This is a genomic window from Paenilisteria rustica (genome assembly GCF_013820765.1).
In the GTDB taxonomy this organism is placed as follows: Bacteria; Bacillota; Bacilli; order Lactobacillales; family Listeriaceae; genus Listeria_A; species Listeria_A rustica.
Genome location: NZ_JABJVM010000024.1, coordinates 1 through 15,044, shown reverse-complemented (window position 1 = coordinate 15,044; position 15,044 = coordinate 1). Strand labels below are relative to the sequence as shown.

Annotated in this window: 11 protein-coding genes; all 11 read left to right on the top strand. The window is 43.2% G+C overall.

The features are described from left to right. Positions 1-92: 92 nt before the first annotated feature. The 11 genes from dnaN (at position 93) to noc (ending at position 14,880) form a co-directional block, all read left to right on the top strand. Positions 93-1,238: a DNA polymerase III subunit beta gene (dnaN, locus tag HPK16_RS15250; RefSeq protein WP_181677764.1), complete on the top strand. Its 1,146-nt coding sequence runs from the start codon at positions 93-95 to the stop codon at positions 1,236-1,238. 76 nt (positions 1,239-1,314) lie between these two features. Continuing rightward, positions 1,315-2,661, top strand: a complete 1,347-nt coding sequence (locus tag HPK16_RS15245) for an MATE family efflux transporter (protein ID WP_181677763.1) — start codon at positions 1,315-1,317, stop codon at positions 2,659-2,661. 48 nt (positions 2,662-2,709) lie between these two features. Further along, positions 2,710-3,204: a GNAT family N-acetyltransferase gene (locus HPK16_RS15240; protein ID WP_181677762.1), complete on the top strand. Its 495-nt coding sequence runs from the start codon at positions 2,710-2,712 to the stop codon at positions 3,202-3,204. A gap of 123 nt (positions 3,205-3,327) precedes the next feature. Continuing rightward, positions 3,328-3,546: a S4 domain-containing protein YaaA gene (gene yaaA, locus HPK16_RS15235; protein ID WP_036061057.1), complete on the top strand. Its 219-nt coding sequence runs from the start codon at positions 3,328-3,330 to the stop codon at positions 3,544-3,546. A gap of 22 nt (positions 3,547-3,568) precedes the next feature. After that, complete coding sequence (gene recF, locus HPK16_RS15230) at positions 3,569-4,681, top strand: DNA replication/repair protein RecF (RefSeq protein ID WP_181677761.1); 1,113 nt, start codon at positions 3,569-3,571, stop codon at positions 4,679-4,681. A gap of 49 nt (positions 4,682-4,730) precedes the next feature. Beyond that, complete coding sequence (gene gyrB, locus HPK16_RS15225; RefSeq protein WP_181677760.1) at positions 4,731-6,671, top strand: DNA topoisomerase (ATP-hydrolyzing) subunit B; 1,941 nt, start codon at positions 4,731-4,733, stop codon at positions 6,669-6,671. Between the two features lie 327 nt (positions 6,672-6,998). Continuing rightward, positions 6,999-9,527, top strand: a complete 2,529-nt coding sequence (gene gyrA / locus HPK16_RS15220) for a DNA gyrase subunit A (RefSeq protein ID WP_181677759.1) — start codon at positions 6,999-7,001, stop codon at positions 9,525-9,527. Positions 9,528-9,840: 313 nt separating this feature from the next. After that, positions 9,841-11,220 carry a tRNA uridine-5-carboxymethylaminomethyl(34) synthesis GTPase MnmE gene (mnmE, locus tag HPK16_RS15215; protein WP_181677758.1) on the top strand — a complete coding sequence of 460 codons (1,380 nt, stop codon included), beginning with the start codon at positions 9,841-9,843 and terminating at the stop codon, positions 11,218-11,220. A gap of 11 nt (positions 11,221-11,231) precedes the next feature. After that, on the top strand, positions 11,232-13,118 hold the full coding sequence (gene mnmG, locus HPK16_RS15210) for a tRNA uridine-5-carboxymethylaminomethyl(34) synthesis enzyme MnmG (protein WP_181677757.1): 1,887 nt from the start codon (positions 11,232-11,234) through the stop codon (positions 13,116-13,118). 9 nt (positions 13,119-13,127) lie between these two features. Then, on the top strand, positions 13,128-13,844 hold the full coding sequence (gene rsmG, locus HPK16_RS15205; RefSeq protein WP_181677756.1) for a 16S rRNA (guanine(527)-N(7))-methyltransferase RsmG: 717 nt from the start codon (positions 13,128-13,130) through the stop codon (positions 13,842-13,844). Positions 13,845-14,013: 169 nt separating this feature from the next. Further along, positions 14,014-14,880, top strand: coding sequence for a nucleoid occlusion protein (gene noc / locus HPK16_RS15200; protein WP_181677792.1), 867 nt, complete (start codon positions 14,014-14,016; stop codon positions 14,878-14,880). The last annotated feature ends 164 nt before the right edge of the window (positions 14,881-15,044 follow it).

Sequence of the window (15,044 nt, the reverse complement as noted above, 5' to 3'; positions counted from 1 at the left end):
ATTACTATTACTACGATTTTTTATTAATTAATTAAACATATTTTGATATAATGTTATACTTAGAAAAAGAAACTAAAAATGGGGGAATTCTCATGAAATTTGTAATTCAGCGCAATCGTCTTGTTCAGGCGGTAAATGAAGTGACGCGTGCTATTTCTTCAAGGACTACTATTCCAATTTTAACAGGTATTAAAATCACAGTGAATGATGAAGGTGTCACATTAACTGGTAGTGATTCTGATATTTCGATTGAAGCTTTTATACCTCTTATTGAAAACGACGAAATTCTAGTGGAAGTGGAGAGTTTTGGTGGTATTGTTTTGCAGGCGAATTATTTTAGTGATATTGTTCGTCGTTTACCGGATGACAGTGTGGAGCTTGAAGTGACGACGAATTATCAAACCAACATTCGTTCTGGGCAAGCGTCGTTTAACTTGATTGGACTTGATCCAGCAGAATATCCGAAATTACCAGAAGTGACTGCTGGTAAAAGTATTCAAATCCCGATTTCTGTCCTCAAAAATATTGTTAGACAGACTGTTTTTGCTGTTTCGGCGATTGAGGTTCGTCCTGTTTTGACTGGTGTTAACTGGATTATTAAGAATAATATCTTGACTGCTGTAGCAACGGATAGTCACCGGTTAGCGTTACGCGAAATTCCGCTAGCAACCGAAATTGATGAGGAATACAATATCGTGATTCCTGGAAAAAGTTTATCTGAATTGAATAAAATTTTGGATGAAGGTACGGATTCGATTGAAATGGTGCTTGCTAATAATCAAATTTTGTTCAAACTGAAGGATTTACTTTTCTATTCGCGTCTTTTGGAAGGCAGTTATCCTGATACTTCTCGCCTTATCCCGACGGAAACGAAATCAGATTTAATTATTAATGCGAAATCCTTTTTACAGGCGATTGATCGTGCTTCCCTACTTGCTCGTGAAAATCGTAATAACGTGATTAAATTAATGACTTTGGAAAACGGTCAGGTCGAAGTTTCGTCTAATTCACCTGAGGTCGGAAATGTTTCTGAAAAAGTTTTCAGTCAAAGCTTTACTGGTGAGGAATTGAAGATTTCATTTAACGGGAAATACATGATGGATGCGTTGCGTGCTTTTGATGGCGCGGATATCCAGATTTCTTTCTCGGGAACGATGCGTCCGTTCGTACTTAGACCAAAAGATGCGGAAAATCCAAATGAAATTTTACAATTGATCACGCCGGTTCGTACGTACTAAAGATTATCTTGCCTGCTCAGTGAAAATTGGGCGGGCTTTGTGTTGTACTTGAATACATAAAAGGAGGCGCCAGAGTATGATTAAGGACATGACTACTGGAAATCCGACGAAAACGATTTTTTATTTCGCGATGCCGATGCTAATTGGAAACTTATTTCAGCAATTTTATGTCATGGTGGATGCGATGATTGTCGGAAAATTTGTTGGTGTGAACGCGCTTGCTGCTGTTGGGGCGACGAATGCACTTAATTTCTTTTTTCTATCGTTGGTGATTGGATTAATGAGCGGTGTTTCCGTTGTTGTGGCGCAATATTTCGGTTTTCAGGATTTTAAGCGATTGAAACGAGTGCTTGCGACGGCGAGTATTATGATTGTTTCGGTGTCTGTGGCATTAACGATCGTCGGAATTTTGCTCGCGAAACCGTTGTTGCTGCTTTTAGGAACACCAACAGAAATATTAGATGATTCTGTGCTTTTTGTGACGACTTTATTTATCGGAATACTACCAATGGGACTTTATAACGGGGTTTCGGCGATTTTGAGGGCGTTTGGAAACTCGATTACGCCACTTTATTTTCTTATTATTTCGTCACTACTCAATATTGCGCTAAGTTTTCTTTTTGTCGTGGGACTTGGTATGGGTGTTGCAGGAGCCGCTTGGGCAACTGTTCTTAGTCAACTCGTTTCGGCGATTTTATGCATTATTTATAGCTATCGCAAAATTCCATACATGCGTTTGAAAAAGAAGGATATTCATTTTGATAGCGCGATTTTTAAAGAAATTTTCCGAATTGCGTTTCCTTCGGCGTTACAAGGTTCGTTTATTTCGATTGGAAATATGGCGATTCAAGGCTTGATTAATAGTTTTGGCGCGACAGTTGTTGCAGCTTATACGGCAGCCAGTAGGATTGATTCGCTGACATATCAACCTGGGATTGCATTCGGTGCGGCTTCTTCGATGTTCGCTGGTCAAAATATAGGAGCTGGTAAAATTGATCGGGTGAAACAAGGCTTTTGGTCCGGGATAAAAGTAGTGACTGTCGTCAGCTTAGTCTTAACTGTATTAGTACAGCTTTTCGCGCATCAGTTTTTGACGCTGTTTCTGGATAGTTCGGCGACTGAAGCTTTATCAATTGGAACAGGTTATTTGAAAATTGTATCGCTATTCTATGTCGTTGTCGGGATTTTATTCGTTGTGCGCGAAACATTGCGTGGGACTGGGGACGCGATTATTCCGCTTTGGATGGGAATTTTTGAATTGGTAGCGCGACTTGCTATCGGTTTTATTTTGGCACAATTTTTAGGTTATATGGGCTTGTGGTGGGCAACACCGGCGGCTTGGGTCAGCGCGACGATGCTCGGACTATGGCGCTATAAATCGGGCAAGTGGATGCGAAAAGCTGTTATCAAGAAGGAACTATAGTAGAATGGGGAGTAAGGAATAGAAAGTGAAAATAAAGGAGTAAGATAGATGATTATTAGAAAATTACCTCTGGATATGTGGGAAAAGGCTTCAGAAATAAGCGTTTTTCGTGAGCAGAAGCCATTTGTTGACTCTGTTGCTGATTCGTTGATGCGCATCGCTGGTGAGCCAGAGGATTCGAAGCTGGTTTACAACCCATATGGCATATACTCAGAGAAGGAATTAGTCGGCTTTATTTTGTATACGTTTGAGGATGAATCGAAGGATAATCATTGGATTTCGGGTTTTGTGATAGATAAAGATTACCAACATCAAGGTTTAGGTCGCCGCGCTTTGGAACAATTGGTTGATTTTGTATTTGTGAAAAATCCGGAGAGCATTGAAGTGAAAGTTGCTGTTTCCACAGAGGACACGGTCGCGAAAAATCTGTTTGTATCGATTGGATTTAAAGACGCCGGATGGAAAAAAGAAAATCGTGAAGTTTTGTGCTTTAAGAACAAAAACCCGCTGAGAAGCCCCATATTTATTTATAAACCAAAATAATATCCCCCTATTAGTTTTATTAAAATTGGCTAAAAAACGCATATATAAATAATTTCGTTGTATTCTGGCTGATTTTCTAGTAAAATAGAGGAATAGGGCTTATTAAGATTGGACGTGAAAAAAATGGCGGAAAGTATTAAAATTAATACCGAATATATTACACTTGGGCAACTGCTTCAAATGATGGATGTTATCTCGAGCGGCGGCATGGCGAAAGCTTTTTTAAGTGAAAACATGGTGTATATAAACGGAGAAGAAGATAATCGTCGCGGTCGTAAGTTACGAAACGGTGATGTAGTCTTAGTTCCTGGTGAGGGTAAAATCCAGATCCAACAAGGCTGATCAAAGAAGGTTAAGGGATTATATGCATTTAGAGAATCTAGTATTGCGCCAGTTTCGCAACTATAAAGAACAGGAACTGACATTTGATAACAAGGTCAACGTTTTTTTAGGCGAGAATGCGCAAGGTAAGACGAATCTTTTGGAAGCAATTTTATTACTCGCAGTTGCGAAATCACATCGGACGACGAATGATAAGGATTTCATCAGTTGGGACGCCGAATCTGCAAAAATTGAAGGTCGCGTCGAAAAACATGGGCAATCAGTTCCACTAGAGCTAACGCTGACACAAAAAGGCAAGAAAGCTAAGGTTAACCATTTAGAACAGAAGAAGCTAAGCCAATATGTCGGGAATTTGAATGTCGTCATGTTTGCCCCAGAGGATTTATCACTCGTAAAAGGCGCGCCGGGCGTGAGAAGACGCTTTATCAACATGGAAATCGGCCAAATGCAGCCGGTTTACTTGCATGATTTGAGTCAGTATCAACGCATTTTGCAACAACGCAATCATTTTTTAAAGCAAGCGCAGATCAAGCGCAAACACGATCCAACGATGTGGCAAATTTTAACCGAACAGTTTATCGAGGTTGCGGTGAAATTAACGAAGCGCCGGGCGGATTTTATCGAAAGGTTGGAGCAATTCGCGGTTCCAATCCATTTTGAGATTTCACGCGAGTTGGAGCATTTGAAATTAGAATATAAGCCGTCTGTTGAGCTTGAGGGTTCAGATGCGGCGCAGTGGCAAGCGAATTTATATAAGAAAATGGAATCAATCGCTCAAAGAGAAATCGATCGAGGTGTTACGCTAATTGGCCCACATCGAGATGATCTCTTCTTTTATGTCAATGATCAAAATGTACAGGTGTTCGGCTCACAAGGCCAGCAGCGGACGACAGCGCTTTCTGTGAAACTTGCAGAAATTGATTTGATTTTTGAGGAAACGGGCGAATATCCGGTTTTATTGCTGGACGATGTGCTCAGTGAGTTGGATGATTTCAGGCAATCCCATTTGTTGGCTGCGATTCAAGGCAAGGTGCAGACGTTTGTGACGACGACAAGTATCGACGGCATTGACCATGCAACGCTGAATGATGCGACGACATTTTGGGTGGAAAAAGGCACGGTAACGAAGAAATAGTATCAAAATATAGTTTTGTAAACGGATAAGAAAGCGCGGTGGATATTAGATGTCTGAGGAAAATATGACGAATGTGCAAGGAAATGCGGATGAGTATAGCGATGATCAGATTCAGGTCTTAGAAGGCTTAGAGGCTGTTCGTAAAAGACCGGGTATGTATATTGGTTCTACTAGTCAACGTGGTTTGCATCATCTGGTATGGGAAATTGTTGATAATAGTATCGATGAGGCATTGGCTGGATTCTGTACGGAAATTGAAATTTCGATTGAAAAAGATAATAGTATCACTGTACGCGATAATGGTCGTGGAATTCCAACCGGGATTAACGAAAAAATAGGTCGTCCTACAGTTGAGGTTATTTTTACAGTATTGCATGCTGGTGGTAAGTTTGGCGGCGGCGGTTACAAGGTTTCTGGTGGTTTGCATGGTGTTGGTGCATCTGTTGTTAATGCTTTGTCAACGAGTCTAGAAGTACAAGTTCACCGTGACGGCACCCAGTATTACCAACGTTTCGAGCGTGGCGATGTGGTTATGGACTTGGAAGAACGTGGCGAGTCTGATTATCGCGGGACGATTGTTCATTTTACGCCGGATCCAGAGATTTTTAAAGAAACGACGGATTTTGAGTATGACACGCTTAGAACGCGTACGCGAGAGCTTGCTTTCTTGAATCGTGGTTTGCAAATTTCGATTGAAGATAAACGTGAGGGACAAGAGCAACGCCAAGATTATCATTATGAAGGCGGAATCAAGTCTTATGTGGAGCATTTAAACCGTTCTAAAGAGGTCATTCACGACGAGCCTATTTACATTGAAGGTGAACGCGATGGCATCATGGTGGAAGTTTCGATGCAATATAATACTGGCTTTTCGAGCAATCTGATTTCATTTGCGAATAATATCCATACGTATGAAGGTGGAACGCATGAATCAGGCTTTAAAACGGCTTTGACACGTGTTATTAATGATTATGCGCGCCGTAACAAGTTGTTCAAGGAAAGTGATGATAATCTGTCTGGTGAAGATGTTCGTGAAGGTCTGACAGCGATTATTTCGATCAAGCATCCGGATCCACAGTTTGAAGGTCAAACGAAAACGAAGCTCGGTAACTCCGAAGCGCGTACAATCACGGATAAGCTGTTCTCTACGGCTTTAGATAAGTTCTTAATGGAAAACCCTACGGTCGCTAGAAAAATCGTTGACAAGGGTGTTGTGGCGAGCCGTGCGCGTCTTGCAGCGAAGCGAGCACGTGAAGTGGCACGTAAATCCAGTGGTCTTGAAATTTCGAGCCTACCAGGTAAATTGGCCGATTGTTCTTCGCGAAACCCTGCTATCAGCGAACTTTACATCGTAGAGGGTGACTCTGCCGGTGGTTCTGCTAAACAAGGTCGTGATCGTTTATTCCAAGCGATACTTCCAATTCGTGGTAAAATTTTGAACGTAGAAAAAGCGCGTTTAGATAAAATTTTAGCGAACGAGGAAATTCGGACGATTTTTACAGCAATGGGAACCGGTTTTGGTGGCGATTTTGACGTTGCGAAATCACGTTACCATAAATTGATTATTATGACCGATGCCGACGTCGATGGTGCGCATATTCGGACGTTGTTATTGACGTTATTTTATCGTTATATGCGTCCTTTGGTAGATGCTGGGTATATTTATATCGCACAGCCACCACTTTATCAGATTAAACACGGTAAGACGCAGGAATATGTTTACAGTGATAACCAATTGGAAGATTACTTGGCGACACTGGAAGCTGATACGAAATATGGTATTCAGCGTTACAAAGGTTTGGGTGAGATGAACCCTGAACAATTATGGGATACGACGATGAATCCTGAACACCGTACGTTGCTCCAAGTAAATATTGATGATGCGATTGCGGCGGATGAAACGTTTGAGATGCTTATGGGTGATAACGTGGAACCGCGTCGTAAATTCATTGAAGAGAATGCACAGTACGTTAAAAACCTCGACGTCTAAGTCTCTCAGCGCACCAGCAAACGCTCACTTCCGTCGTTAAAAGTTCCGTTCCGATACTCTTCTACGCTACGCTTCGCATAACTTCTCACATGGTCGGGGGTAAGACTCCCTCCCTGTTTTCAGTTGATGTACAAGTCGTACGCTCCGTTTCGGTACTCGCTTTTGCCTAGGAATTAAGCATTTGCTGGCGCGCTGAGGTTTCCCATTTCAAGTCGGGAAACTGCAAGATCAAGGGATTAAAGATTTAATAAATAATAATATTTCCCGGGAAATATTCTGGGAGATACATATCATATGTGTTGTAATTTGAAGGAGGTTTCTTGAAAAATGTCAGAAACACCAGAGTCAAGAGTGACGGAAATCAATTTGAATAAAGAGATGCGTACTTCTTTCTTAGATTATGCGATGAGTGTTATTGTGGCTCGGGCTCTTCCAGATGTTAGAGATGGCTTGAAACCTGTGCATCGTCGTATTTTGTATGCGATGAATGATCTTGGTATGACGTCTGATAAGGCTTATAAGAAGTCGGCGCGTATTGTCGGCGAAGTTATCGGTAAGTATCATCCGCATGGTGATACGGCGGTTTATTTCACGATGGTTCGGATGGCGCAAGATTTTAGTTATCGGAATATGCTCGTTGATGGGCACGGTAACTTTGGTTCGGTCGATGGGGATATGGCGGCTGCGATGCGTTATACGGAAGCCAGAATGTCCAAAATTTCGATGGAGCTTTTGCGTGATATTAATAAAGATACGATTGATTATGTTGATAACTATGACGGTTCGGAGCGGGAGCCTAATATTTTGCCAGCGCGTTTTCCTAACTTGCTTGTCAATGGTTCGTCTGGGATTGCGGTTGGGATGGCGACAAATATTCCAACGCATCATCTTGGTGAGGTGATTGACGGTGTGCTTGCGCTGAGTAACAATCCTGATATCGAGATTCGTGAGTTGATGGAGTATATTCCTGGTCCTGATTTCCCTACTGCTGGGATGATTATGGGTCGTTCTGGAATTCGTCGTGCTTATGAAACGGGTCGTGGTTCGATCACGCTTCGTGCTCGTGTGGAGATTGAAACGAAGAGTAATGGTAAAGAGACAATCGTTATTACGGAGTTGCCGTATCAAGTCAATAAGGCGCGTCTACTTGAGCGCATTGCTGAGCTTGCTCGTGAGAAGAAAATTGATGGTATTACGTCTGCCAATGATGAGTCTGACCGTACAGGTATGCGTATGGTCATTGAGGTTCGTCGTGATGTTAGTGCCAGCGTTATTATTAATAACTTGTATAAAATGACAGCTCTCCAAACGACTTTTGGGATTAATATGTTGGCACTTGTTGCGAACCATCCAAAAGTGTTAAATTTGAAAGAGATTTTATACCATTATTTAGAGCATCAAAAAATCGTTATTCGTCGCCGTACGGAATTTGAGCTGCGTAAAGCGGAGGCTCGCGCGCACATTCTAGAAGGTTTGCGAATTGCCCTTGATAACATTGATGCGGTTATAAAATTGATTCGGGCTTCAAAAACGGCAGATATTGCCAAAGAAGGTCTGATGACACAATTTAGCCTTTCTGATAAACAAGCTCAAGCGATTTTGGATATGCGTTTGCAACGTTTAACTGGTTTGGAACGCGATAAAATTGAGGATGAGTTTAATAGCTTGATGGCTCTGATTACAGACTTAAAAGCGATTTTAGGCGATGATGAGCGTATTTTAGAAATTATCCGTGAAGAATTGACGGAGATTAAAGAGAAGTATGCGGACAAACGCCGTACGGAAATTTTGGCGGGTGATTTGGTAAGTTTGGAAGATGAGGATCTAATTCCTGAAGAAGAAGTCGCGATTACGCTTACGAATAAAGGCTATATCAAGCGTCTGCCGCTTTCGACTTATCGTAGTCAGCGCCGTGGTGGCCGTGGTGTGCAAGGAATGGGCACGCATGAAGATGATTTCGTGGAGCATCTTGTAGCTACGAGTACGCATGATACGTTGCTATTCTTTACGAATACAGGGAAAGTTTACCGCGCGAAAGGGTATGAAATTCCTGAATATAGCCGTACTGCGAAAGGGATTCCGATTATCAACTTGCTTGGCATCGAGAGCCAGGAAAAAGTAAATGCCGTGATTAACCTGCGCGACTTTACGGATGATCAGTATCTGTTCTTTACAACGAAACTTGGCGTCGTGAAGCGTAGTACGTTGACACAATTCGCGAAGATTCGTCAAAGTGGTTTGCGAGCTGTGGAACTTCGTGAAAATGATGAATTGATCTCTGTTCAAATGACAGATGGTAGCAAAAAAATCATCATCGGAACGAAATTCGGCCAATCGATTTACTTCGAGGAGACTGATATTCGTGTCATGGGTCGTACAGCGGCTGGTGTGCGTGGTATTCGCCTTCGTGAAGATGATGAGGTTGTCGGCATGGAAATCCTTGAAGACGACGAGAAAGTGCTTGTCGTGACGGAGAATGGTTATGGAAAGCAAACGCTCGCTGCACAGTATCCACTTCGTAATCGCGGTGGTATGGGTGTTAAAACCATCAACATCACGGAGAAAAACGGAAATCTTGTCGCTCTGAAAACCGTCACTGGTGAGGAAGACTTGATGCTGATGACTATCGGCGGCGTTCTGATTAGGTTCTCCGTTGGCGATATTTCTCAGACTGGCCGTAGCGCGATGGGTGTGAAACTGATTCGTCTGGATGATGATGAATTTGTAGCGACCGTTGCAAAAGTGCCGAAAGAAGAAGAGGAAGAATTCGTGGATGAAGAAGTATCCGAAAATGAAGTTACTCCTGCCGAAGAAGCACCAATAGAAAATACCGAAACGGATGGAACTGAAGAATAGTAAATGGGAGCAATAAGTTTGATTCTGAGCTTATTGCTTTTTTTGTTGTGTGGATAACTTCAGAAATTAATCCAAAACTATTGTTATTCACATGTGGATAAGTTAAAATAAGGGGTAGGATATTTTTAAAATCTTAAAAATCTGGATATGTGGATAACTTTTTTCGGATAACTATATAAAACCAATCATTATTAGCTTTGGTGAAAGCGGAGCAAATGTTGATGATATGCACAGGTCATGTGCCAAAATTTATTCGATTAGGAGATCGTGCTTCTTTGTGAGCTGATTTTTCCTAGAAAGGTGAGGGTAAAGAATGGAATTTGATACAATTGCTGCGATCTCAACACCGCCGGGCGAGGGAGCCATTGCTATTATTCGTTTGAGCGGTGATGAGGCGATTCAGATAGCGGATCGCATTTTTTGTGCGCAAAAATCGCTTAGCGCGGTCGAGAGTCACACGATTCATTATGGTCATATTGTGGATCCAAGCACGAAGGAGACGGTTGAGGAGGTCATGGCAACGGTCATGCGTGCGCCGCGGACGTTTACTCGGGAAGATGTGGTCGAGATTAATGCGCATGGCGGGATAGTTTCGGTAAATCGGGTGTTGCAATTATTGCTTCGAAATGGGGCAAAATTGGCGGAACCTGGTGAATTTACGAAACGGGCGTTTTTGAATGGGCGGATTGATTTGTCGCAAGCGGAAGCCGTGATGGACTTGATTCGGGCGAAAACGGACCGTGCGATGGGTGTTGCGCTACAGCAAATGGACGGTAGTTTGTCGCGCTTAATTCGTAATTTAAGACAGGAAATTTTAGATGCTTTGGCGCAGGTCGAAGTGAACATAGATTATCCGGAATATGACGATGTGGAAGAGATGACGCAGCGGATGTTGGTGGAGAAGGCGCAATTGGTGCGGGCTTCGGTGGAGCAGTTATTGTTGACGGCGCAACAGGGCAAGATTTTGCGTGAGGGACTGGCGACGGCGATTATTGGTCGGCCGAATGTTGGGAAATCATCGCTTTTGAACCAGTTGATTCAGGAGGAAAAGGCGATCGTGACGGATATTGCGGGTACGACGCGGGATATTATTGAGGAGTATGTGAATGTTCGTGGCGTGCCGCTTCGCCTGATTGATACAGCGGGTATTCGCGAGACGGAAGATATTGTTGAAAAAATTGGCGTGGAACGGTCGCGTAAAGCTTTGCAGGATGCGGATTTTATTTTGTTGGTGTTGAATCAAAATGAGCCGCTGAGTGTGGAAGATGAGGCGTTGTTTGAGGCGGTCGCGGGACATAATTTTGTAGTCGTTTTGAATAAGACGGATTTAGCGCAGAAGATTGATGTGGCGCGGGTTCGGGAGCTTGCTGGGGATAATCCTGTGGTCGAGACGTCGCTTGTAAATGATGCGGGGTTGGCGCAACTTGAAATCGCGATTCGGGATTTATTTTTCGCGGGAGAAATTGATGCTGGGGACGCGACATATGTTTCGAATGCGCGTCATATTGCGCTTTTACATGAGGCGATTGGGGCAATTGAGGCGGTTATTGATGGCGTGGATGCCGGAATGCCAGTGGATATCGTTCAGATTGACATGACGCGGGCTTGGGATTTACTCGGAGAAATTATCGGTGAGTCGGTGCAAGATGAATTGCTCGATCAGCTATTTAACCAATTTTGTTTAGGAAAGTGATGTGTTGAAATATGCAAACTTATGATGCGGGACATTATGATGTAATCGTGGTCGGTGCGGGACATGCGGGCGTGGAAGCGGGCCTTGCGAGTGGTCGAATTGGCGCGAAAACATTGATGTTGACGATTAATTTAGATATGGTGGCGTTCATGCCGTGTAATCCTTCTGTTGGCGGACCTGCAAAAGGTGTCGTTGTGCGCGAAATCGATGCGCTCGGCGGTGAAATGGGTCGAAATACGGATAAAACGCATATTCAAATGCGGATGCTTAACACTGGAAAAGGCCCTGCCGTTCGTGCTTTGCGTGCGCAATCGGATAAGTGGGATTATCAACACGAAATGAAGCACACGATTGAAAAAGAGGAAAATATCACGCTACGCCAGGGTTTGGTGGATCGGTTAGTTATAGAAGATGGTGTTTGTAAAGGCGTTATCACGAACAGCGGTGCGATTTATTATGCTAAAACGGTCGTGCTGACAACGGGGACATTTTCACGTGGTGAGATTATTGTTGGTGAACTGCGTTATTCTAGTGGTCCGAACAATCAGCAGCCATCGATCAAGCTTTCGGAGCACTTGGAGGAGCTAGGTTTTGAGTTGCGTCGTTTTAAAACGGGGACACCACCGCGTGTGAAGTCGAGTTCCATCGATTATTCGCAGACGGAAGAACAGCCTGGTGACGATGTTCCGCGTGCCTTTAGTTATGAGACGGTGGATTTCATTATGGATCAGTTGCCGTGTTGGTTGACGTATACAAATGAGGCGACACACCAAATTATTGAGAAAAATTTGCATCGTTCGCCGATGTTTACTGCGACTAAAAAAGGGACGGGTGCGCGTTATTGTCCGTCGATTGAGGATAAGATTGTGCGTTTTAGCGATAAGCCGCGCCATCAAATTTTCCTAGAGCCTGAGGGTCGCAATACGGAAGAGGTTTACGTGCAAGGTTTGTCGACGAGTTTGCCAGAGGATGTGCAGCGTGAGATGTTGTCGACGATTCCTGGACTTGAGAATGTCGAAATGATGCGTGTTGGTTATGCGATTGAGTATGACGCGGTGATGCCGGAGCAATTGTGGCCGTCGCTTGAAACGAAACGAATCGAGAATTTATATACAGCGGGGCAATTGAACGGGACAAGTGGTTATGAAGAGGCGGCTGGACAAGGTTTAATGGCTGGAATCAATGCGGCGCGCCGTGCTTTTGGAAAAGAGCCAGTTGTGCTTGGACGCGATCAAGGTTATATCGGCGTTCTCATTGATGATCTCGTGACGAAGGGAACCGATGAGCCGTATCGCTTGTTGACGTCTCGCGCGGAGTATCGCTTGTTGTTACGCCATGATAATGCGGATTTGCGTTTGACCGAGATTGGCCGTGAAATTGGTCTAATTAGCGACGAACGTTACGCCCGTTTTGTAGCGAAACGTGAGGCTATTGAGGCTGAAAAACAACGATTGAAAACGACGCGTATTAAACCGACTGCGGCTGTACAGAAAATGTTGGTCGATATGGGTAGCACGGAGCTCAAGGATGGCGTTTTAGCGGCGGATTTCTTGAGACGTCCAGAGATTACGTATGATATTTTGATGGAGATTGTTCCACGTGAAACATCGCTAACCGCAGATATCGAGGAGCAGGTTGAAATTCAGATTAAATATGAAGGTTATATCGAGAAATCATTGAATCAAGTGGAAAAAATGAAGCGTATGGAAGGCAAAAAAATTCCGGAAAACATCGATTATGATGCGATTGGCAGTTTGGCAACGGAGGCACTGGAGAAATTGAAGAAAATCCAACCGCTTTCGATCGCGCAGGCTAGCCGTATTTCAGGTGTGAATCCCGCCGATATTTCCATCTTGTTAGTGTATATTGAGCAAGGCAAAATCGCAAAAACGAAGTGAGGGAAAAACGTGAATCCAGAACAGTTTAGAGAGCAATTATTGCAAAAAGGAATTGAGTTATCCGATACGCAAATGGCGCAATTCGATCTGTATTTCAAGATGCTTGTCGAATGGAATGAAAAAATGAATTTGACGGCTATTACAGAGCGTGATGAGGTTTATTTGAAGCATTTTTATGACTCGATTACTGCGACTTTTTATGTTGATTTTAAAGGTGTGGGAACGGTTTGTGATGTTGGTGCGGGTGCAGGTTTTCCAAGTATTCCAATCAAAATTTGTTTTCCTGATTTGGATGTTACGATTGTGGATTCCTTGCAGAAACGGATCACTTTTTTAGACGCGCTTGCGGCTGAATTGAAATTGGATAAGGTTCATTTTCATCATGCACGAGCGGAAGAGTTTGGTCAAAATAAGGCGTTCCGCGGGAGCTTTGATTTAGTTACAGCGCGTGCCGTAGCAAGGATGAGCGTATTGACCGAGCTTTGTTTACCACTAGTCAAAAAGGGTGGTTTTTTCCTAGCGATGAAGGGAATGCAAGCGGAACAGGAACTGAAAATTGGTGCCAAAGCGATTGCAACACTCGGCGGGAAAGTGAAAGATCATTATGATTTTCTACTGCCAATCGAGGAAAGCGAACGTAATTTGTACTTGATTGAAAAAGTAAAAGAGACGCCAAATAAGTATCCTCGCAAAGCTGGTACGCCAAACAAACAACCAATTGAATGAAAAGCGTATATTTATCAGCAAATTTCTGCTAAAATGGACAGAGTGGATAAAGTGAAATTCCAAACTATCGAACAACCGATTTTCGTAGATAATGCGCCGAACTTGGCGCGCAGACTTTAACGACGGAGATGAGCGTTTGTCGACAAACATTAGAAGGGATGATTTGATAATGCCTTTTTCGCGCTTATTCGGAAAGAAAGATAAGGAATATATTGAGATTGAAACGGAAGAAACCGTGGAGGAATTCATGCAACAAATCGTGGAACTTCCTGTCGCAGCTATTATTCCGAATCGCTATCAGCCTAGAACTGTCTTTGATGCGTCAAAAATTGAAGAATTAGCCAGAACAATCCGCATTCATGGCGTCATTCAGCCAATTGTTGTGCGTGAATATGAGCCCGAAAAATTCGAGATTATCGCTGGTGAACGCCGATTCCGCGCTGTTTCTTCATTGGAATGGGACACAATTCCTGCTATCGTTCAAAATCTTACAGATGATGAAGTAGCATCCATTGCCTTAATTGAAAATCTGCAACGTGAAGAGTTAACACCAATTGAAGAAGCAAAAGCGTATCAAAGTTTGCTAGACATGCAAGAAGTGACGCAAGAAGCATTAGCCCAACGTGTTGGTAAAAGTCAGTCCGCGATAGCTAATAAATTGCGTTTGCTAAGGTTGCCAGAAGCCGCCCAGCAAGCCGTTTTAGACAAGCAAATCTCGGAGCGTCACGGTCGGTCCTTACTCGTTTTGGAGACGGAAGAAAAGCAACTTGATGTTTTGGCGAAAATTATCGAGAACAAGTGGAATGTGAAAGAGACGGAGCAACATATCCAGACGTTACTTCCCGCCGAGCCAAAACCTAAAAAAGCAAAACCGAAGCGCCAAGCAATTAGTCGTGATGTTCGAATTGCTGTGAACACAATCAAGCAGTCCATCACGATGGTAAAGGATAACGGCATGGATTTACAGATGGAAGAGGAAGAGTCTGATGAGTACTATCAAATTACGATTCAAATACCAAAGCAAAAAACCAAATAAGCGATCGAAAAACAGATTTCCAATGAGGATTTCTGTTTTTTTGGCTCTATGTCAATTGTTGGGGTGAAATATCAAGGTGCGAGCTAGGGAGTCAATAGCTCGTGCCTTTTCTTAACCTACAGAGATGTCAAAATCTTTGATAAAGTGTTGGGCTAGTATTTTGG

What these genes read in the sequence shown, in the direction of transcription:
- dnaN (WP_181677764.1), top strand. Translation starts at nt 93, where the DNA reads ATGAAATTTGTAATTCAGCGCAATCGTCTTGTTCAGGCGGTAAATGAA.
- HPK16_RS15245 (WP_181677763.1), top strand. Translation starts at nt 1,315, where the DNA reads ATGATTAAGGACATGACTACTGGAAATCCGACGAAAACGATTTTTTAT.
- HPK16_RS15240 (WP_181677762.1), top strand. Translation starts at nt 2,710, where the DNA reads ATGATTATTAGAAAATTACCTCTGGATATGTGGGAAAAGGCTTCAGAA.
- yaaA (WP_036061057.1), top strand. Translation starts at nt 3,328, where the DNA reads ATGGCGGAAAGTATTAAAATTAATACCGAATATATTACACTTGGGCAA.
- recF (WP_181677761.1), top strand. Translation starts at nt 3,569, where the DNA reads ATGCATTTAGAGAATCTAGTATTGCGCCAGTTTCGCAACTATAAAGAA.
- gyrB (WP_181677760.1), top strand. Translation starts at nt 4,731, where the DNA reads ATGTCTGAGGAAAATATGACGAATGTGCAAGGAAATGCGGATGAGTAT.
- gyrA (WP_181677759.1), top strand. Translation starts at nt 6,999, where the DNA reads ATGTCAGAAACACCAGAGTCAAGAGTGACGGAAATCAATTTGAATAAA.
- mnmE (WP_181677758.1), top strand. Translation starts at nt 9,841, where the DNA reads ATGGAATTTGATACAATTGCTGCGATCTCAACACCGCCGGGCGAGGGA.
- mnmG (WP_181677757.1), top strand. Translation starts at nt 11,232, where the DNA reads ATGCAAACTTATGATGCGGGACATTATGATGTAATCGTGGTCGGTGCG.
- noc (WP_181677792.1), top strand. Translation starts at nt 14,014, where the DNA reads ATGCCTTTTTCGCGCTTATTCGGAAAGAAAGATAAGGAATATATTGAG.